The sequence below is a fragment of the Rhodococcus sp. DMU1 genome, assembly GCF_012272955.1.
GTDB lineage: Bacteria > Actinomycetota > Actinomycetes > Mycobacteriales > Mycobacteriaceae > Rhodococcus > Rhodococcus aetherivorans.
On sequence record NZ_CP050952.1, the window covers coordinates 2,406,243 to 2,425,945 of the forward strand.

The following is a 19,703-nucleotide window of genomic DNA, read 5'->3' on the forward strand; positions in this document are numbered from 1 at the left end:
CGCTGGACCTATGGCGGAGTTCATTTACACGATGAAGAAGGTGCGCAAGGCGCACGGTGACAAGGTCATTCTCGACGACGTCACCATGAGCTTCTACCCGGGTGCCAAGATCGGTGTGGTCGGACCGAACGGCGCGGGCAAGTCGTCCATCCTCAAGATCATGGCCGGGTTGGACCAGCCCAGCAACGGCGAGGCCTTCCTCGACCCGGAAGCCTCCGTCGGCATCCTGCTGCAGGAACCGCCGCTCAACGAGGAGAAGACCGTCCGCGGCAACGTGGAGGAGGGTCTCGGCGAGATCAAGGTCAAGCTCGACCGGTTCAACGAGATCGCCGAGCTGATGGCGACCGACTACTCCGACGAGCTGATGGAGGAGATGGGCAAGCTCCAGGAGGAACTCGACCACGCCAACGCCTGGGACATCGACTCGCAGCTCGAGCAGGCCATGGATGCCCTGCGCTGCCCGCCGCCGGACGAGCCGGTCACCCACCTCTCCGGCGGTGAGCGCCGCCGCGTCGCCCTGTGCAAGCTGCTGCTGAGCAAGCCCGACCTGTTGCTGCTCGACGAGCCCACCAACCACCTCGACGCCGAGTCGGTGCTGTGGCTCGAGCAGTTCCTCGCGAGCTACCCGGGCGCCGTCCTCGCCGTCACCCACGACCGGTACTTCCTCGATCACGTCGCGCAGTGGATCTGCGAGGTCGACCGCGGCAAGCTGCACCCGTACGAGGGCAACTACTCCACCTACCTGGAGAAGAAGGCCGAGCGCCTCGAGGTGCAGGGCAAGAAGGACCAGAAGCTGCAGAAGCGCCTCCGGGAGGAGCTCGAGTGGGTCCGGTCCGGCGCCAAGGCGCGCCAGACCAAGAGCAAGGCCCGTCTGGCCCGCTACGAGGAGATGGCCGCCGAGGCCGAGAAGTTCCGCAAGCTGGACTTCGAGGAGATCCAGATCCCGACACCGCCGCGCCTGGGCGACGTCGTGGTCGAGGTCGACCACCTCGACAAGGGATTCGAAGGCCGCGTGCTGATCAAGGACCTGTCGTTCACGCTGCCGCGCAACGGCATCGTCGGCGTGATCGGTCCCAACGGTGTCGGCAAGACCACCCTGTTCAAGACCATCGTCGGCCTCGAGAAGCCCGACTCGGGCACCGTGAAGGTCGGCGACACCGTCAGGCTGAGCTACGTCGACCAGTCCCGCGCGAACATCGACCCCAACAAGACGGTGTGGGAAGTGGTTTCGGACGGACTCGACTACATCGAGGTCGGCCAGAACGAGATGCCCTCGCGCGCGTATGTCAGCGCCTTCGGGTTCAAGGGCCCGGACCAGCAGAAGAAGGCCGAGGTGCTCTCCGGTGGTGAGCGCAACCGCCTGAACCTGGCACTGACCCTCAAGGAGGGCGGCAACCTGATCCTGCTCGACGAGCCGACCAACGACCTCGACGTCGAAACCCTGAGCTCGCTCGAGAACGCGCTGCAGAAGTTCCCCGGCTGCGCCGTCGTGATCTCCCACGACCGCTGGTTCCTCGACCGCACCTGCACCCACATCCTCGCGTGGGAAGGCAACGTCGAGGAGGGCAAGTGGTTCTGGTTCGAGGGCAACTTCGAATCGTACGAGGCCAACAAGGTCGAGCGGCTCGGGGCGGAGGCGGCGCGTCCGCACCGCGTCACCCACCGGAAGCTCACCCGTGACTGAGCCGGGGCAGAAGACCTTCACCTGCACGCTGGAGGTCCGCTGGGCCGACTCCGACCGTCTCGGGCACGTGAACAACACGAAGTTCGTGGAGTACATGCAGGAAGCCCGGATCAAGTTCCTGCAGAGCGGCCCGTTCGCGCGCGGCGCCGTGGTGGTGCGGAAGATGGACGTGGAGTTCCTGCGTCCGCTCAAGGACGACTCCGGCCCGATCACCGTCGCCATCTCGGTCCTGCACGTGGGCAACAGCTCGTACACCCTGCGGCACGTGATCACCGACGTGCAGGGCAATCCGTGCGGCTCCGGGGACGCGGTGCTCGTCGGGTTCGACCCGCGCACGGAGACCTCCCGGCCGCTGTCCGCCGAGGAGCGGGCGGTTCTCGAGGAGTACGTCGCCGCGCCGGTCGCCTGACCACCCGGCGCGGGATTCCCCCCTCACACCCGGCGCCGCGGATAGGCTCGAACCAGAGCCTGTCCGCGGCGCTGCCGGTTTCCGGCGGCGAATGAGGGAGTGAGCACCATGGCCGAGTCCGCCACACCCCAGGGGGTTTCGTCGAACCGGCGCGGTGAGCTTTCGGCGGCCGCGCTCGAGGACGTCTACCGCCGCTACGCGGACACCCTCGACGCCCCCGATCCGGCCCTGTCCGCCCACCTGGACCTCGGCCGCGAGCGGAGTGCCGACGCCGTCCTGACCCGCGTCTACCGGCCCGGCGATCGGTGGGGCGTCGGCGCCGCCCTGCAAATCGTCACCGACGACATGCCGCTGCTCGTCGAATCCGTCATCGCGCTGCTGACCCGGCTCGGCGTCGCCATCCGCGAACTCGTCCATCCCGTCGTGTCCGTCCGGCGCGACGAGGACGGACGCCTGCTCGAGATGGTGGCCGACACCACGCCCCCGCACGGCTTCGTCGCGGAGTCGTGGATTCACGTCCAGCTGCACCCGGCCACCTCCGAGGCCACCCTCGACACCGTCGGCACCGAGATCGGCGGTGTGCTCGCCGACGTGCGGCAGGTCGGGGCCGACACCGCCGCGATGCTCGCCCGCGAACGCGACCTGGCCGTCGAACTCGACGCGCTCGCCGAGAACCCGCCGCCGCGGCACGCCGCGGAGGAGTTGCGGGAGACGTCGGCGCTGCTGCGCTGGCTCGCGCGTGGCAACTACACCGTCCTCGGTTACCGGCGCTACGACATCGTCGCCGACGCATCCGGGACGCGGCACGCCCGCGCCGTGCCCGGCAGTGGTCTCGGGGTGCTGCGCTCCGACCTCGCCGCCGACGACGTGATCGACATGTCGGCGACCGTCGAGGCCACCGACCGGCCGCTGCTGGTGCTCACCCAGGCGTCCCTGCCTGCCACGGTGCACCGCTCGGTGTACCCGTACTTCGTGGGCGTCGCCGTCCTCGGCCCGGACGGTCGCGTCGTCGGCGAGCACCGGTTCCTCGGTGTGCTGGCCGTGACCGCGCTGCACGAGAACGTGCTCGACATTCCCGTGCTGGCGCGCCGGGTCCGGGAGGTGGTGGCCCGCGCCGGCGTGGAACTGTCGTCCTTCACCGGACAGGCGATGCTCGAGGTGCTGCAGGCGCTGCCCCGGGTGGAACTGTTCTCCGCCGACACCGACACCCTCTACGAGACCGTCACCGCGGTGGTCGCGATGCGCCGGCAACTGCGGCTGTTCCTGCGGGTCGACCCCTACGGCCGCTTCGTCTCGTGCCTGATCTACCTGCCCCGCGACCGCTACAACACACGGGTCCGGGTCGCGATGCAGCAGATCCTGATGCGCGAGTACGGCGGGGGTTCCATCCACTACACCGCCCGGGTCACGGAGGGCGACCTGGCGCTGCTGCACGTGACCATCCGGACCCCGCCGGGACAGGCCCTGCCGCGGATCGACACCTCCGAGGAGAATCGCCTGCGCATCCAGGCCCTGCTCGCCGAGGCCAGCCGCAGCTGGGACGACCACCTCGCCGACCTGGCCGCCACCGACCACACCGTCGATCCCGTGCTGGTGCAGCGCTACGCGGAGGCGCTCCCCGACGGTTACAAGGAGGACTTCGACGCCGTCCGGGCGCTGGCCGACATCGCCCGCCTCGAGGCACTGCGCGACGGCAGCATCGACCTGCTGCTGTACCGGCCCCCCGGCGCCGACCCGCGCCGGTGGCGCTTCACGCTCTACATCGGCAGCGAGGGCATCACCCTCAGCCAGGTGCTGCCGGTGCTGCAGAGCCTCGGCGTCGAGGTGCTCGACGAGCGCCCGTACCAGATCATCCGCGCCGACCGGATGAGCTGCTGGATCTACGATTTCGGCCTGGTCCTGCCCGTCGACCTCGAACCCGACCCGAGGGTGACCACCCGTGTCACCGCGGCGTTCGCCGCCGTGTGGCACGGGCTCTCGGAGCCGGACCGGTTCAACGAACTGGTCCTGCGGGCCGGGCTGGGCTGGCGGCAGGCCATGATGCTGCGCGCCTACGCGAAGTACCTGCGGCAGGCCGGCTTCCCCTACAGTCAGTACCACATCGAAGGTGTGCTGCTCGCCGACCCGGACACCACCGCGCTGCTCGCCGAACTGTTCGAGGCGATGTTCGACCCCGACGAGGCGTCCGCCGACCGCGAGCAGGACGCCGCCGCCGAACTGGTCGGCCGGATCGACGCCGTCGTCAGCCTCGACGCCGACCGGATCCTGCGCGGTCTCTTCGGCCTCATCCGGGCGACGTTGCGCACCAACTACTTCGTGTCCGGCGACGACGGGGCCGTCGCGCTCTCGCGCGCCGACGCCGCGCCCGCCCGGGTCCTGTCGTTCAAGCTCGACCCGACCCGCATCAACGAACTGCCCCAGCCGCGACCGAAGTTCGAGGTGTTCGTCTACGCACCCGACGTCGAGGGTGTGCACATGCGCTTCGGCTCCGTTGCCCGCGGCGGCCTGCGCTGGTCGGACCGGCGCGAGGACTTCCGCACCGAGATCCTCGGGCTCGCCAAGGCCCAGGCCGTGAAGAACGCCGTCATCGTCCCCGTCGGTGCCAAGGGGGGCTTCGTGGTCAAGCGCCCCGTCGCGCCGACCGGGGACGCGGCCGCCGACCGGCAGGCGGTGCGCGCGCAGGGGGAGGCCTGCTACCGGCGGTTCATCGCGGGCCTGCTCGACGTCACCGACAACCTCGACCGCGCCCGCGGCGTGGCCGTGCCGCCACCGCGGGTGGTCCGCCGCGACGGGGACGACACGTACCTCGTGGTCGCCGCGGACAAGGGCACCGCCACCTTCTCCGACCTCGCCAACGAGGTCGCCCGCGAGTACGGGTTCTGGCTCGGCGACGCCTTCGCCTCCGGCGGATCGGCCGGCTACGACCACAAGGCGATGGGCATCACCGCGCGCGGCGCGTGGGAGAGCGTCAAGCGGCACTTCCGCGAACTGGGCGTCGACACGCAGAGCGAGGACTTCACGGTCGCCGGCGTCGGCGACATGAGCGGCGACGTGTTCGGCAACGGCATGCTGCTGAGCATCCACATCCGGTTGGTGGCCGCGTTCGACCACCGGCACATCTTCCTCGACCCCCACCCGGAGCCCGCCGCCTCGTACGCCGAGCGGCGCCGCCTGTACGACCTGCCCCGCTCGTCGTGGGCCGACTACGACGCGGACCTGATCAGCACCGGCGGCGGGGTGTGGGAGCGCTCGCTCAAGTCCGTCCCGCTCAGCCCCCAGGCCCGTAGCGTGCTCGGACTCGACGACGACGTCACCGAGCTCTCGCCCCCCGAACTGATCCGCGCCATCCTCCGGGCGCCGGTGGACCTGCTGTGGAACGGGGGGATCGGCACCTACATCAAGGCCGCCACCGAAACCGACGCAGACGTCGGCGACAAGGGCAACGACGCGGTCCGCGTCGACGGCGCCACCGTCCGCGCCCGGGTGGTCGGGGAGGGCGGCAACCTCGGCGTCACCCAGCGCGGCCGCATCGAGTACGCCCGGGCCGGCGGCAAGATCAACACCGACGCGATCGACAACTCCGCCGGTGTCGACTGTTCCGACCACGAGGTCAACATCAAGATCCTGCTCGACTCGATGGTCACCGCCGGCGCCCTCACGTCCACCGACCGCAACCCGCTGCTCGAATCCATGACCGAGGAGGTCGGGCGAATCGTTCTGAAGGACAACATGTCCCAGAACAATCTGCTCGGCTACTCCCGCACCGGCGCGCCCACGATGCTCGGGGTGCACCAGCGGCTGATCGCCGACCTCGTCGCCGAACGCGGTCTCGACCGTTCCCTCGAGGCACTGCCCGGCGACGCCGAGATCGAGCGGCGCCGCCTCGAAGGGGAGGGACTCACCTCCCCGGAGCTGTCCACCCTGCTCGCCCACGTCAAGCTCGCACTCGCCGACGACCTGCTCGACACCGACCTGCCCGACAGCGACACCTTCGCCGGCCGGCTGCCCGGCTACTTCCCGCGGCAACTGCGCGAACCCTTCCGCACCGGCATCAAGTCCCACCCGCTGCGCCGGCAGATCGTCGCGACGATCCTCGCCAACGAGACCGTCGACAACGGCGGGATCACCTACGTCTACCGGCTCTCGGAGGAGGCCGGCGCGTCGAGCACCGACGCCATCCGCGCCTACGCTGCCGTCACCGAGATCTTCGGCCTGCCCGGCCTGTGGGCGCGCATCCGCGCGGCCGACACGACCGCGGCCGTCGCCGACGACCTGCTGCTCGAATCGCACCGCGTCCTCGACCGGGCGTCGCGGTGGCTGCTGTCGAACCGGCCGCAACCCCTGGCCGTCGGTGCCGAGATCAGCCGGTACCGCGCGATGTTCGCGCGGCTCGCGCCGCGCGTGGAGGAGTGGATGCAGGGCCACCACGTACAGGACTTGAAGGAACGCGCCGAGCCGCTGCTCGCGCGTGGCGCCCCGGAGGAGCTGACGTGGGACGTGTTCCGCCTCCTCGACCAGTTCCCGCTGCTGGACGTCATCGACATCGCCGACATCGCCGAACGCGACGAGGCCGAGGTCGCCGAGCTGTACTACGCGATGGACGCGCACATGGGGATCGACTGGCTGCTGTCCGCGGTCACGGCCCTCGAGCGCGGCGACCGGTGGCACTCGCTGGCCCGGCTCGCCCTGCGCGACGAACTGTACGGTTCGCTGCGCACGCTCACCCTCGACGTGCTCGGCACCGCCGAACCCGGCGAGAGCACCCGCGAGATGATCGAGGACTGGGAGCTGACCAACGGCTCGCGGCTCGGGCGGGCGAGGTCGGCGCTCGAGGAGATCTTCCTGTCTGGAAATCTGGACCTCGCGACGCTGTCCGTGGCGGCGCGTCAGGTCAGGAGCATGGTGCGCGCCGGCGCACCCGACAGGAGGTAGGCAGTTGAAGCACGCCGGGGTGGAGCACCGTGGAGCCGCGGGGCCCGCGCAGTGAGGGACGCGACCGAGCAGTTCGGCTTCCACACCGCGGTGGAGGTGCGCTGGTCCGACATGGACGCGTTCCAGCACATCAACCACGCGCGCATGGTCACCCTCCTCGAGGAGGCCCGCATCCCGTGGCTGTTCGCCGACGGCCGGCCCACCGTGAACCTGCGGGAGGGTGCCGTCATCGCAGACCTGCACGTGCGGTACCGCGGCCAGTTGCGGCACGAGGACAGCCCGCTGGACGTGCTGATGTGGGTCGAGCAGGTGCGGGCGGTCGACTTCACCATCGGCTACGAGGTCCGGCCCGGCGGCGCGCCCGCCGACGCCACGCCCTCGGTGGTCGCCTCCACCCAGATCGCGGCGTTCGACATCGGCACCCAGCGGCTGCGCCGGCTCACCGGCCCCGAACGCGAGTACCTGCAGCGGTGGCGTCGTGGCTGATTCCCTCAGTGCGGCCGGGACGTCACCCGAACGGTGGCTGCAGGTCCCGGACCCCGCCGACCGCTCCGACCTCGTCGCGTTCCTGACCCGCGCGGTCCGGCTCGACGAGGCCGCTGTCGTGCGGCTGCGGCAACGCCCCGACGGGCTGCTCTCGGCGTGGGTGAACACCGGGTTCGACGCCCTCGCCGCCCGGGTGCTGCGCGGCACGATCGCCCCGGCGGACACGACCGTCGCCGCGGACGGGCTGCGCGCGGCCCTCGTCGCCGCCGGCGGCGACGGGATGGACCCGGGGTGGGCGATGGACTCGGCGTGGCGCGGGGCCCTGCCTCCGGATGCCGGGTACGTCCACCTCGACGACGTCCCCGCCCGCGTCCTCGTGGACCTCGCGCAGCGCGGCGTCACGCTCAGTCGCGAGCAGGGGCAGGGACCGCCGTCGTCGCTGCTGGCGCAGGAGGTGCTCGAGGTCGCCGGTGGGGGAGAGCGGGCCGGGGTGCCGATGCGGCTGGTGTTCGCGCTCAACGCCATGGGCTTCGTGCCCACGGGCGGTGCCCCCGCGACAGCGGAGATCGACCTCGACCGGATCGACCCGGCCGAAGTGGTGCGCGTGCGGGCGTCGGCGACATGGCTGCGGCTCGACGCCCGCTACGGATCCGTGTACCTCCGCCGCGGCGGAGGTCTCGGCCTCAGCGTGCGCTGACACCGCCGCCGAGATTCCGGCCCAGCAGCGTCAGCGCCGCGACCACGACCACCGTCCCCGCGAGGGCCACCGGGCCGAGCCGCTCGCCGAGCACCAGCACACCGAGCACGGCCGCCACCACCGGTTCCGCGAGCGTGAGGGTGGTCACCGCCGCGGGCGACAGCGTGCGCAGGCCGAGCGCGAACAGCAGGTAGGCGAGCACCGTGGGGACGAGGGCGAGATAGACGACGGTCGTCGCGCCGGCCGCGCTGTCGAGACCGCCCGGCCACTGTGCCAGCAGGATCGCCGCCATGGGCACCGCCGCCAGCCCGAACATCGCGCCCATCGACGCGGCCGGGGTGGCGCCGCGGCCGAGCAGCGCGGCACCCGCGACGGTGTACGTCGCGTAGCCCAGGCCGGCCGCAAGCGCGGGCAGGGCCCCGGCCGCGACGGAACCGGCGCCCGCGGAGGTGCCGCCGCCCGATCCGGCGACGATGAGGACGAGCCCGACGACCGCGATCGCCGTCGACACCGCCCACACGCGGCCGGGGCGGCGCCGGGACACCAGCCACTGCAGCAGCCCGGTGAACGCCGGTCCGGACCCGAGCGCGATCATCGTGCCCGCCGCGACGCCCGCGGTCTGCACCGCGGTGAAGAACCCCAGTTGATACATCACCACGCCGCCGGCGCCGAGCAGCGTCGGCCGCCGGCGGCCCGCCGGGAACAGCGGGCCACGGGCCCGCGCGAACAGCGGGCCACGGGCCCGCGCGAACAGCGCGAGCACCGTCCCGGCCAGCACGATGCGGCCCGCCCCGACCGCGACGGCGTCCAACGGGACACCGAGCGCACGCGAACCGAGGGCCTGCGCGGTGCCCGTCGTCCCGAACAGGGCGGACGCCGCCAGCACCAGGGCGACCGCGCTCGCCGGCGAGCGGTGTGCGGTCAGATCAGCCACGCCGCGCCGTTGCCGGGCAGCTGCCCGTCCACCAGCGGCGCGCTGGACAGGATCACCGTGCCCGGCGGCATCTCCACCGGGTGCTCGGTGGTGTTGAGGGCGCAGATCAGCCCACCGGAGCGGCGGAACGCCAGGCACCCGGGCGGACTGCCGTACCAGTCCACGTCGGCGCCGTCGAACTCCGGCCGCCGACGTCGCGCCTCGAGCGCCGCCCGGTACAACGACAGGGTGGACGAGACGTCCTCGAGCTGCGCCTCGACGGTCAGCCCGGCCCACGTGTCCGGCTGCGGCAGCCACGTCTGCGATGCGCTGGTGAAGCCGAACGGCGGCTGCGTGCCCTCCCACGGCATCGGGACCCGGCACCCGTCCCGGCCGCGGTCGGTGTGCCCGGACCGCTCCCACACCGGATCCTGCAGCGCGTCCTCGGGCAGGTCGTCGACGTTGGGCAGGCCGAGTTCGGCACCGTTGTAGAGGAAGGCCGCACCGGGCAGCGCCAGCTCGACGAGGATCATCGCCCGCGCGCGGTCGCGCCCGAGCGGACCGCCGCCGTAGCGCGTCACCTCACGCTCGATGTCGTGATTGGACAGCGTCCACGTCGCGACCCCGCCGCTCGGCGCGACCGCGGCGAGCGACACGTCGATCGCCTCCCGGATCTCGGCGGCATCCCACCGCGCGAGCGCAAGATGGAAGTTGAACGCCAGGTGCAGTTCGTCGGGGCGCAGGTACTCCGAGAACAGCACGTGGTCGTGCACCCAGATCTCACCGACGGCCACCGTGTCCGGATACTCGTCGAGCACCGAGCGGATCCGGCGGTGGATGTCGTGGACCTCGGCGTTGTTGAACCGCGGGTCGTCGTCGAAGTGCCGCAGCAGCCGGTTCTGCTCCCAGTGGTCGAAGTCGGGTAGCCCGCCGGGCTTGGCCATGCCGTGGGCGACGTCGATGCGGAAGCCGTCGACGCCGCGGTCCAGCCAGAACCGCAGGGTCTTCTCCAGGTCCTCGAACACCTCGTCGTTGCGCCAGTTCAGGTCCGGCTGCTCCGGTGCGAACAGGTGCAGGTACCACTGTCCGGGGGTGCCGTCGGGTTCGGTCACGCGGGTCCACGCGGGGCCGCCGAACACGCTCGGCCAGTTGTTGGGCGGCAGGTCGCCGTTCGGCCCGCGGCCGTCGCGGAAGTGGTACCGGGCCCGCTCGGGGCTGTCGGGTGCGGCGACCAGCGCCTCCCGGAACCAGGGATGTTCGGAACTTGTGTGGTTGGGGACCAGGTCCATCATGACGCGGATCCGGCGGGCGTGGGCGGCCTCGACGAGGGCGTCCAGAGCGGCGAGGTCGCCGAACAGGGGATCGACGTCGCGGGGGTCGGACACGTCGTAGCCGTGGTCGGCCATCGGTGAGCGCATCACCGGGTTCAGCCAGATCGCGTCGACCCCCAGCAGCTCCAGGTATCCGAGCTTGTCGCGGATCCCGTCGAGGTCGCCGACGCCGTCTGCGTTCGAGTCGGCGAACGAGCGGGGGTACACCTGGTAGAAGACGGCGTCCGCCCACCAGCGTTGTGCAGGGGTGCCGGGGGGAGTGCTCACAGCCACCCATAGTGCCAAACCGACAGGTGGGCCACGACTCGAACGTGGCCGGCCCTCAGATCGGCGAGTTCATCATCGAGTCCGCCGCCATCTCCATGTACGCGATCAGCTGGCTGCGGTGCTCGTCGTCGAGCGTCTGCGAGTCGATCGACGCGATCGCCGTGTGCATGCAGCGCAGCCAGGCGTCGCGTTCGAGCGGGCCGATCCGGAACGGGTGGTGACGCATCCGCAGCCGCGGGTGCCCGCGCTCGTCCGAGTAGGTGCGCGGTCCGCCCCAGTACTGCTCGAGGAACATCCGCATGCGCCGTTCCGCCGGGCCGAGGTCCTCCTCCGGGTACAGCGGGCGGACGATCTCGTCCTCGGCCACTTCCTCGTAGAAGCGCGCCGTGAGCTTGCGGAATGTCTCGGCGCCGCCGACCGCGTCGTAGAAGGTCTGCTCGTCACTCATCAGTTCTGCTCACCGTCCCTCTCGCTCGTCCATTGTGCCGGTTCCGGGAGTGCGCGCCCCAATCGGACGTCTCCGGCACGGGATGTTCACCTCCGGGACCCGGAAAGTCGTCAGAATCGGCGTGCGACGTGCGTAGATCCGTGGTCCACTTGTGAGCAGTCTTCCGGAGGTCGTATGAAGCACCGACGCATCGCACATCGACAACTCCCGCCCGCCGACGCCCACAACGGGGCGCCGGGGGCCAACTCCCTGTGTGTCGTACGCGACGACGCTGTCCCGGACTGGGTCAAACGCCGCGTACTTCTGCTCAACGCCACCTACGAACCGCTCACCGCGCTGCCCGCCCGTCGCGCGGTCGTGCTCATGGCCGGCGGCAAGGCCGACACCGTGCACGAGGATCCGCTCGGCCCGCTGGTGCGATCCGCGGAATGGGCGGTGCAGATTCCGTGGGTGATCCGGCTCCGGAGCTTCGTGCACGTGCCGTACCACGCGCGGGTGCCGATGACCCGCGCCGCGCTCATGCACCGCGACCGGAACCGGTGCGCCTACTGTGGCGCCAAGGCCGAGACCATCGACCACGTGGTCCCGCGCAGCCGCGGCGGTGAACACTCGTGGGAGAACTGCGTGGCGTGCTGCGCGTCGTGCAATCACCGCAAGGCCGACAAGTTGCTCAGCGAACTCGGCTGGACGCTGCGCGCCGCGCTCGTGCCCCCGAAGGGCCGGCACTGGCGGCTGCTGGCGACGCTGCCGGAGCTGCATCCGACCTGGTTGCCGTACCTGGGCGAGGGCGCGGCCTGATCCCCGTCGCCGCAAGTCGGGGCAAGCGCGCCGGGATCGCACATGCTGGGCTACCGTTTGCGATGTGAGCATTCTCGAGACAACCCTCATATTCGTTGCCATCCCGGTGGCGATCATCGTGATACTCGGGGTCTTCTCCGTCTTCACGAAGCCGGTTCCGGGCACGCGGCCCGCCGAGTACAAGCTCGGGGACAAGTGGGACCACGATCCGATGCTGTGGAGCGCGGTCGACGAGGTCACCACGCACGGCCACCACGGTGGGCATCATGAACTCGTCGCCGGCGCGCCGGTCGACCCGATCGGAGGTAGGGCAAGTGGCAAGTGGTGACGTGATGCACAGCCGGACGGCTGTGGCTCCCGCGGAACTGCCGTACGGTGCGGCGCTGACGGCGAGTGGCCGGATCTCCCGGACCCGCCCCCTCGACGGCCTGTTCGAGGGCCCGCCGTTCCGCGACCGCGACATGATCGCTCTCGACGATGCGCTCACCGAGGCCACCCGGGCGACGAAGGTGCGCTTCAACGTCTACGTCGCGGACGCCACCGACCCGGCGGCAACCACCGACGCGGTGTTCCCGACCACGCCGGAGGCGCCGAACTCGGTGCTCATCGCCGTGTACCCGAACCAGCGCTCCATCGAGATCCGCAGCGGACGCGGCGTCGCGGACCGCGTCGACAACCGGGTCACGCAGCTCGGCGTGACCGCCGCGATCTCGTCGTTCGGGCAGGGCGACCTGATCGACGGCATCGTCAGCGCAATCCGCGTCATGGCGAACGCGATCACCGCGCCGTAGTTCCCCTCGCCTCTGTGGCCGAATGTCACATCACGTCGATCGGATCGACACGATGTGACATTCGGCCACACGCGTGTTGCGGCTAGGACGCGTCGAACGCCCGCGCCTTCAGCGACCGGACGATCCCCGCGCGTCCCTCGCTGATCAGCCGGCGCAGCGCGGGCGGATGCTCACCGGCGAGGAACTCGTCGGCCGCGGCGACGGAGGCCTCACTGATCGACCACGACGGGTACAGGCCCACGACGACGGTCTGCGCGACCTCGCTGGAGCGGCGCTCCCACACGCCCGGAGCGTCGGCGAAGTACCGCGCGACGAAGGGCTCGAGCAGCTCCGACTGGCCGGCCGGAGCGAAGCCGCCGATGATCGCGCGGGCGGTGATGTTCGGGATCGAGTCGTCGCCCACCACCGTGTCCCACACCTGTTCCTTGACGGCCTCCTGCGGGCGCGCCGCCCGCGCGGTGGCCGCCTGTCGTGCACCGGCGGCCGTCGGATCCCGCTCGGCCTCGGCGTCGATGAACGGCGACTCCACGCCCTCCGCGTCGATCTCCCCGGCCGCGGCCAGCGCCTGCACGATCCGCCACCGCAGATCCGTGTCAACGACCAGTCCGGCCAGCCCCACGCTGGAAGGCTCGGCGCCGAGCAGTTCCCCGAGCACCTCGGTGTGCCACGGCGCGAGCCGGGCCGTGGTCAACGCGTTGACGAACGCGAGCTGATGGTCCGAGCCCGGCTGCGCCTCGCGGGCCAGTTCCAGCAGCCGGTTCGCGTAGTCGTTCCAGCCTCGCTCGGCCGCCCAGCCGGGATCGGCGTAGCTGCCGAGGGCGGTGTGCGCCTGCATCAGCAGCCGCTGTACCACGCCGACCTCCGTCTCGGTCGCGACGCCGCGCTGGACCAGCGCCACGAAGTCGCGGGCCTTCAGCTCGGCCTGCCGGGTCATCTCCCATGCGGCAGACCATGCCAGGGTGCGCGGCAGCGGCTCGGCGATGTCGCCGATCCGGTCCATCAGCACCTCGAGCGACTGGGGATCGAGCCGCACGGAGCAGTACGTGAGGTCGTCGTCGTTGACGAGCACCAGCTTGCCGCGGCCGACGCCGACGAGCTCCGGCACCTCGGTGCGCTCGGTGGCGTCGAGGTCGATCTCGACGCGATGTGTGCGGAGCAGCTTGCCCGAACCGTCGTCGTCGTACACCCCGATCGCGAGCCGGTGCACCCGGCGTTCCCCGGCGCCGGGGTCGGCGCCCTCCTGGATCACCGCGAAGCGGGTGAACCGCCCGTCGTCGTCGACGTCGAAATCGGGGCGCAGGATGTTCAGCCCGGTGGTCTTGAGCCACTGCGCGCCCCACCCCGACAGGTCCCGGCCCGACGACTTCTCGAGGGCCGCCAGCAGGTCGTCGAACGTGGCATTGGCGAACGCGTGCTCACGGAAGTAGTCCCGCAGCCCCGCGAGGAACGGTTCCTCGCCGACGTAGGCGACGAGCTGCTTGAGCACGGACGCGCCCTTGGCGTAGGTGATGCCGTCGAAGTTGACCTCCACCGCCGCGAGGTCGGGGATGTCCGCGGCGATCGGATGGGTCGAGGGGAGCTGATCCTGGCGGTAGGCCCACGACTTCTCGACGTTCGCGAACGTGGTCCACGCGTTCGTGTACTCGGTGGCACGCGACTGGCACAGCACCGAGGCGAAGGTCGCGAACGACTCGTTGAGCCACAGGTCGTCCCACCAGCGCATGGTCACCAGGTCGCCGAACCACATGTGTGCCATCTCGTGCAGCACCGTCTCGGCGCGGCGCTCGTACGAGTAACGGGTGACCTTGGAGCGGAACACGTAGTCCTCGAGGAAGGTCACCGCGCCGGCGTTCTCCATCGCGCCGGCGTTGAACTCGGGAACGAACAGCTGGTCGTACTTCCCGAACGCGTAGGGCATGCCGAAGTTCTCGTGGTAGAACCCGAAGCCCTGCTTGGTCTCGGTGAACAACCGCTCGGCGTCCATGAACTCGGCCAGGGAGGCACGGCAGTAGATGCCGAGCGGGATGGTGCCGTGCGCGTCGCTGTAGGTGTCGGTCCACTCGGTATACGGTCCGGCGATCAGCGCCACGAGGTAGGTGCTCATCCGGGGCGTGGTGCGGAAGACGTGCCGTCCGGGGTCGGCGGCGACGGTGTTCACCGTCGCGGCATTGGAGATCACCTTCCAGTCGGCGGGCGCGCTCACCGAGATGTCGAACGTGGCTTTCAGGTCCGGCTGGTCGAAGCACGCGAACATCCGCTTGGCGTCGGCCGTCTCGAACTGCGAGTACAGGTAGACCGCGCCGTCGGTGGGATCGACGAAGCGGTGCAGGCCCTCGCCGGTGTTGGTGTAGAGGCAGTCCGCCTCGACGGTCAGTTCGTTGCGCGCGGCCAATCCGCTCAGCGCGATCCCGCTCTCCTCGGTGTATCCGGAGACGTCGACGGGCTTGCCGTTGAGGGTGGCCGAGTGCACGGTCTGCGCGATCAGGTCGACGAAGGTCGACGCGCCCTCCGTGGCGTCGAACGTGACGGTGGTGGTCGAACGGAACGTGGTAGTTCCCGGAGCGCCCGCGCCGTCGGTCAGGTCGAGTTCGATGCGGTAGTTGTCGACGGTCAGGACCGCGGACCGCTCGGCCGCCTGCTCGCGGGTCAGATTCGGTGGTGCCACGGAAAACTCCTTCTCACGACGGGATGCGACTCGCCTGCCATCCCATCATGTGAGGGACCGGTTCACCCGGCGACCTCCGCGAGTGGCACCTCCGGATCGGAGAGCCGGTGGGGGTCGACGGATTCGCCGGAGGAGATCAGCGCGCGGATGTCGTCACCCGCGTCCCAGATGTTGACGTTCATCCCTGCGCAGACCCGCCCGGCCGCGTCGAGCCAGAACGCGAGGAACTGCCGGGAGTCGACGTCGCCGCGCGTGATCACCCGCGCGTCGCCGGGTGCGTGCCCGACGTACTCCATGCCGAGGTCGTACTGGTCGGTGAAGAAGTACGGCAGACGGTCGTAGGAGGCGGGCCGGCCCAGCATGGTGGCGGCCGCGACGTCGGGCTGGTGGAGCGCGTTGGCCCAGTGCTCGACCCGGATCCGGGTCCGGAGCAGCGGATGCTCGGCGGCGGCGATGTCACCGACCGCGACGATGTCCGGATCGCTGGTGGCCAGGGACGCATCGACCAGCACTCCGCCGTCCTCCGTCGCCAGTCCGGCGTCGCGGGCCAGTTCGACGTTGGGCGCTGCGCCCACCGCGAGGAGGACCGCGTCGGCCCGGATCTCGGTGCCGTCGCCGAGACGAAGCCCGCTCGCGCGGTTCTCGGCGGTGAGGATCTCCGACACCGTCGTCGAGGTGCGCAGGTCCACGCCGTGATCGCGGTGCAGCTTCGCGAAGACGGCTCCCATCTGCTCACCGAGCGCGGCGGACAGGGGCTGGGGGGCTGCCTCGACGACGGTGACGTCCGCGCCGTGCCCGCGCGCGCCGGCGGCGATCTCGAGACCGATCCAGCCGGCACCGACGATCGCCAGGTGCGCCGCCGGCCCCGCCTCGCGGCGGACGGCGGCAAGCAGCGCGTCGGACTGCTCGACGGTGCGCAACATGTGCACGCCCGCGGCGTCGACGCCCGGCAGCGGGATGCGCCGCGAGCGCGAACCGGTCGCGAGGGCGAGCTTGTCGTAGCGCACGGTGGAACCGTCGGGCAGCGTGACCGTGTGGGCGGCCGGATCGAGCGCGGTGACGGTGACGCCGAGTTCGACCTCGACCCGGTGGTCGCGGTACCAGTCACCGTGCTGCACGGTGAACTCCGCAAGCTGCTTCTTGCCGGCGAAGTAGTCCTTCGACAGCGGTGGTCGCTCGTAGGGAAGGTGTTCCTCCTCGCACAGGAGGAGGATCCGGCCGGGGAAGTCGCGGGCGCGCAACTGCTCGGCCGTCTTGGCCCCGGCGAGCCCGCCGCCGACGATGACGAAGAGTTTCTCGTTGGACATCGCGCATCCCCGTTCCGTGCGGCACCGGTTCCTCGACGGTACGTCGGCGACGGCGCGGGAACCGGCGGTTCGGGAAGAATTGGGCGACGGCCGACGTTGAATCGGACCGTAGTCCGATTTTCTGCAGCGAGGAGACCCCGTGAGCGACCCGACTTCGAAGGACACCGCCGACTTCTGGTTCGACCCGTTGTGCCCGTGGTGCTGGATCACCTCGCGCTGGATTCTGGAGGTGGCGCAGGTCCGCGACATCGAGGCGAAGTTCCACGTCATGAGCCTGGCCGTGCTCAACGAGGGCAAGGACGACCTGCCCGAGGTCTACCGCGAACTGATGACGCGGGCGTGGGGTCCGGTGCGGGTGGCGATCGCCGCGGCGCAGAAGTACGGCGACGAGATCCTCGAGCCGCTGTACACGGCAATGGGCACCCAGATCCACAACGAGGGCAACAAGGACTTCCCGGCGGTGATCGCCAAGTCCCTCGCGGACCTGGGCCTGGATCCGCACCTGGCGCAGGCCGCCGACACCGACGCCTACGACGAGGCGCTGCGCGCCAGCCACGCCGCCGGCATGGATGCGGTCGGCCCGGACGTCGGCACGCCGACCATCCACGTCAACGGCGTGGCGTTCTTCGGTCCGGTGCTCTCACGGATCCCGCGCGGCGAGGACGCCGGCCGGATCTGGGACGGGGTGGTGGCCATGGCGTCCTATCCCCACTTCTTCGAACTCAAGCGCACGCGCACCGAGGACCCGAGCTTCGAGTAGGCGCCTGCGGCGCCGGTGCGTCCTTTGGGCGGTTGCTGCCGCCCAAAGGACGCACCGGCAGCAGCGCTGCCTACTATCTGACGCATGCGCGTTTACCTGGGTGCCGACCACGCCGGCTTCGAACGTAAGAACCAGATCATCGAACATCTCACTGCCAACGGCCACGAGGCCGTCGACTGCGGCGCGTACGAGTACGACGCCCTCGACGACTACCCGGCATTCTGCATCGAGGCCGCTCGCCGCGTCGTCGCGGACGAGGGCAGTCTCGGCATCGTCCTCGGCGGCAGCGGCAACGGTGAGCAGATCGCCGCGAACAAGGTGCCGGGCGCCCGCTGTGCCCTCGCCTGGAGCGTGGAGACCGCCAAGCTGGCCCGTGAGCACAACAACGCGCAGCTCATCGGCATCGGTGGTCGCATGCACAGCCTGGAGGAGGCCCTCGCCATCGTCGATGCGTTCGTCGCCACCCCGTGGTCGGGGGAGGAACGGCATCAGCGGCGCATCGACATCCTGAGCGAGTACGAGAAGACCGGCGTGGCCCCGGAAGTTCCCGGCGCGCCGGCCTGACGAACGGAGCCTGATCCACCGTGCCGGAGGGACCAGCCCTGCACCGGCTCGCCCGGCTGCACCAGCGACGTTTCGCGGGTGCCTCGGTGCGGGTGTCGAGCCCGCAGGGCCGCTTCGCCGACGACGCGGCGCTCGTCGACGGCCGGGTGCTGCTCCGCGCCGAGGCGCTGGGCAAGCACCTGTGGCACCACTACGACAACGGCCTGACGGTGCACGTGCACCTGGGTCTGTACGGCTCGTTCACCGAGGCGCCGGTTCCGCTGACGGATCCGGTCGGTCAGGTACGGATGCGCATGGTCGGCGCCGAGTTCGGCACCGACCTGCGCGGTCCGACCGCGTGCGAGGTCCTCACCCCGGGCGAGGTGCAGGCGATCGCCGCGCGGATCGGTCCCGACCCGCTGCGGCGGGACGCCGAACCCGAACGGGCGTGGACGCGAATCACCAAGTCCCGCAGCGCCATCGGCTCGTTGCTCATGGACCAGTCCGTGATCTCGGGGGTGGGCAACATCTACCGCGCGGAGGTCCTGTTCCGGCACGGCATCCATCCGCAGCGCCCCGGCCGTGATCTCACCAGAGCCGAGTTCGACGCCGTCTGGGACGATCTCGTCGTTCTGATGCGGACGGGGGTGCGACGCGGCGCGATCCACGTCGTGCGGCGCGAACATGACCACGGCGCACCGGCTTACGCCAAGGGCCGTCCCCGGACCTACGTCTACCGGCGTGCGGGTGAGCCGTGCCGGTTGTGCACCACGCCGGTGCTGCACTCGGTCATGCAGGGCCGCAACCTGTTCTGGTGCCCCGCCTGCCAGGTGGGCTAGAAGTCGAACCCGCCGAAGTCCCCGCCGGCCCCGAAATCGCTCCCGCCGTAGTCACCACCGCCGTAGTCACCACCGCCGTAATCGCCGCCGGCGTCGCCGTAGTCCCCGCCGTCCTGGCCGGCCTCGAGACCCTGGTCGTATCCGGAGTCGAAGCCCTGCTCGAAGGCCTGCGCGTCGTACGGCACCCCGGCCATGCCGGAGAACATAGCCGAGAACAGCAGCATCGATCCGACGCCCCACGCCCCGGCGACGAGGGCGGGCTTCCACCACGGCTCCGAGTACCAACCCGCCGGCACGGGCCGGCCCGCGACGCGCCCGCCCGGGAAGTAGTTCGGGGTGCGCGACGAGGGGGCCGGTGAGGCTGCCACCGTGCGTCCCTCGAAGTCGATCTCGCGGTTCTCGGTCACGCGGCCGGCCGTCTGCTGGCCCTCGAGCGTGGGGATATCGGGACCGGGGTCCATGCCCATCGCGAGGCGGGCGGCCCGGATGTAGTACAGCCCCTCGAGAGCGGTCTGCTTGGCCAGCCGTGCCTGCACCGGTGTGCGGGACTGCTCGATCTGTGAGCCGGCGGCGTTGTAGCGCTCGGACGCATCGGCGAGGGCCTGCTTGGAGGCGGTGTCGGTGCCGGTGAGGTTGTAGATCTGGCCGCCGAGCCGCTCGATGGCCTGCCGGGCGTCGGCCTTCGCGTCGTCGAGTTCGTGGGCGCTACGCCCCGACTTCTTCCGCTGCGCCGCGGACACCAGGAACACGACGGCGACGAGGACGGCGACGATCAGCAGGAGTTCCACGGCGGTCCCTTCCGGCGGACTGGACGGTCACCGTCCAGCCTACCG

Annotated in this window: 17 protein-coding genes; 11 read left to right on the forward strand and 6 right to left on the reverse strand. The window is 70.7% G+C overall.

The window, feature by feature from the left end:
* The first annotated feature begins 10 nt into the window (after positions 1 to 10).
* The 5 genes from ettA to HFP48_RS11350 all read left to right on the forward strand — a co-directional run bounded on the left by ettA (position 11) and on the right by HFP48_RS11350 (position 8,208).
* Entirely contained in the window at positions 11 to 1,684 is a 1,674-nt protein-coding gene (gene ettA, locus HFP48_RS11330) for an energy-dependent translational throttle protein EttA (protein ID WP_006930524.1), read from the forward strand.
* Positions 1,677 to 2,093, forward strand: a complete 417-nt coding sequence (locus HFP48_RS11335; RefSeq protein WP_168579522.1) for a thioesterase family protein — start codon at positions 1,677 to 1,679, stop codon at positions 2,091 to 2,093. Before ettA ends, HFP48_RS11335 begins: the two co-directional genes overlap by 8 nt.
* Positions 2,094 to 2,201: 108 nt before the next feature.
* Entirely contained in the window at positions 2,202 to 7,025 is a 4,824-nt protein-coding gene (locus HFP48_RS11340) for an NAD-glutamate dehydrogenase (protein WP_246872547.1), read from the forward strand.
* 51 nt (positions 7,026 to 7,076) lie between these two features.
* A complete protein-coding gene (locus HFP48_RS11345; RefSeq protein ID WP_006930531.1) occupies positions 7,077 to 7,511 on the forward strand; it encodes a thioesterase family protein in 435 nt (144 codons plus the stop codon).
* Positions 7,504 to 8,208, forward strand: a complete 705-nt coding sequence (locus HFP48_RS11350) for a hypothetical protein (RefSeq protein WP_006930539.1) — start codon at positions 7,504 to 7,506, stop codon at positions 8,206 to 8,208. Before HFP48_RS11345 ends, HFP48_RS11350 begins: the two co-directional genes overlap by 8 nt.
* Here the strand turns inward: HFP48_RS11350 and HFP48_RS11355 are convergent.
* The 3 genes from HFP48_RS11355 to HFP48_RS11365 are packed head-to-tail and all read right to left on the reverse strand — an operon-like array spanning position 8,195 to position 11,167.
* Positions 8,195 to 9,142: an EamA family transporter gene (locus HFP48_RS11355; RefSeq protein WP_168579524.1), complete on the reverse strand. Its 948-nt coding sequence runs from the start codon at positions 9,140 to 9,142 to the stop codon at positions 8,195 to 8,197. The genes HFP48_RS11350 and HFP48_RS11355 overlap by 14 nt on opposite strands.
* Positions 9,130 to 10,719, reverse strand: a complete 1,590-nt coding sequence (locus tag HFP48_RS11360; RefSeq protein ID WP_168579525.1) for a glycoside hydrolase family 13 protein — start codon at positions 10,717 to 10,719, stop codon at positions 9,130 to 9,132. The genes HFP48_RS11355 and HFP48_RS11360 overlap by 13 nt, the downstream gene beginning before the upstream one ends.
* A gap of 55 nt (positions 10,720 to 10,774) precedes the next feature.
* A complete protein-coding gene (locus HFP48_RS11365; RefSeq protein ID WP_006930544.1) occupies positions 10,775 to 11,167 on the reverse strand; it encodes a globin in 393 nt (130 codons plus the stop codon).
* A 174-nt stretch (positions 11,168 to 11,341) separates the two neighbouring features.
* Between HFP48_RS11365 and HFP48_RS11370 the strand changes: the two genes are divergently transcribed.
* The 3 genes from HFP48_RS11370 to HFP48_RS11380 all read left to right on the forward strand — a co-directional run bounded on the left by HFP48_RS11370 (position 11,342) and on the right by HFP48_RS11380 (position 12,756).
* Positions 11,342 to 11,965: an HNH endonuclease gene (locus tag HFP48_RS11370; protein ID WP_006930548.1), complete on the forward strand. Its 624-nt coding sequence runs from the start codon at positions 11,342 to 11,344 to the stop codon at positions 11,963 to 11,965.
* Positions 11,966 to 12,029: 64 nt separating this feature from the next.
* Complete coding sequence (locus tag HFP48_RS11375) at positions 12,030 to 12,293, forward strand: hypothetical protein (protein ID WP_006930550.1); 264 nt, start codon at positions 12,030 to 12,032, stop codon at positions 12,291 to 12,293.
* A gap of 4 nt (positions 12,294 to 12,297) precedes the next feature.
* Entirely contained in the window at positions 12,298 to 12,756 is a 459-nt protein-coding gene (locus HFP48_RS11380) for a DUF5130 family protein (RefSeq protein ID WP_037201626.1), read from the forward strand.
* Positions 12,757 to 12,838: 82 nt separating this feature from the next.
* On the opposite strand, the gene pepN is transcribed toward HFP48_RS11380, so the two are convergent.
* Positions 12,839 to 15,421, reverse strand: a complete 2,583-nt coding sequence (pepN, locus tag HFP48_RS11385; protein WP_029543070.1) for an aminopeptidase N — start codon at positions 15,419 to 15,421, stop codon at positions 12,839 to 12,841.
* Between the two features lie 62 nt (positions 15,422 to 15,483).
* On the reverse strand, positions 15,484 to 16,728 hold the full coding sequence (locus HFP48_RS11390; protein ID WP_006930554.1) for an FAD-dependent oxidoreductase: 1,245 nt from the start codon (positions 16,726 to 16,728) through the stop codon (positions 15,484 to 15,486).
* 139 nt (positions 16,729 to 16,867) lie between these two features.
* Between HFP48_RS11390 and HFP48_RS11395 the strand changes: the two genes are divergently transcribed.
* The 3 genes from HFP48_RS11395 (at position 16,868) to HFP48_RS11405 (ending at position 18,870) form a co-directional block, all read left to right on the forward strand.
* Positions 16,868 to 17,488, forward strand: coding sequence for a DsbA family protein (locus HFP48_RS11395; RefSeq protein WP_029543074.1), 621 nt, complete (start codon positions 16,868 to 16,870; stop codon positions 17,486 to 17,488).
* Between the two features lie 84 nt (positions 17,489 to 17,572).
* Positions 17,573 to 18,052, forward strand: a complete 480-nt coding sequence (locus HFP48_RS11400) for a ribose-5-phosphate isomerase (protein ID WP_029543077.1) — start codon at positions 17,573 to 17,575, stop codon at positions 18,050 to 18,052.
* Positions 18,053 to 18,072: 20 nt separating this feature from the next.
* Positions 18,073 to 18,870: a DNA-formamidopyrimidine glycosylase family protein gene (locus HFP48_RS11405; protein ID WP_006930558.1), complete on the forward strand. Its 798-nt coding sequence runs from the start codon at positions 18,073 to 18,075 to the stop codon at positions 18,868 to 18,870.
* Here HFP48_RS11405 and HFP48_RS11410 read toward each other — a convergent pair.
* Positions 18,867 to 19,658: a DUF1542 domain-containing protein gene (locus HFP48_RS11410; RefSeq protein ID WP_168579526.1), complete on the reverse strand. Its 792-nt coding sequence runs from the start codon at positions 19,656 to 19,658 to the stop codon at positions 18,867 to 18,869. The genes HFP48_RS11405 and HFP48_RS11410 overlap by 4 nt on opposite strands.
* Positions 19,659 to 19,703: the final 45 nt, after the last annotated feature.

Bases quoted from the DNA above. Each gene is read 5' to 3' on its own strand.
- HFP48_RS11370 (WP_006930548.1), top strand. From the start codon at position 11,342: ATGAAGCACCGACGCATCGCACATCGACAACTCCCGCCCGCCGACGCC.
- HFP48_RS11400 (WP_029543077.1), top strand. From the start codon at position 17,573: ATGCGCGTTTACCTGGGTGCCGACCACGCCGGCTTCGAACGTAAGAAC.
- HFP48_RS11340 (WP_246872547.1), top strand. From the start codon at position 2,202: ATGGCCGAGTCCGCCACACCCCAGGGGGTTTCGTCGAACCGGCGCGGT.
- ettA (WP_006930524.1), top strand. From the start codon at position 11: ATGGCGGAGTTCATTTACACGATGAAGAAGGTGCGCAAGGCGCACGGT.
- HFP48_RS11365 (WP_006930544.1), bottom strand. From the start codon at position 11,167: ATGAGTGACGAGCAGACCTTCTACGACGCGGTCGGCGGCGCCGAGACA.
- HFP48_RS11380 (WP_037201626.1), top strand. From the start codon at position 12,298: ATGCACAGCCGGACGGCTGTGGCTCCCGCGGAACTGCCGTACGGTGCG.
- HFP48_RS11390 (WP_006930554.1), bottom strand. From the start codon at position 16,728: ATGTCCAACGAGAAACTCTTCGTCATCGTCGGCGGCGGGCTCGCCGGG.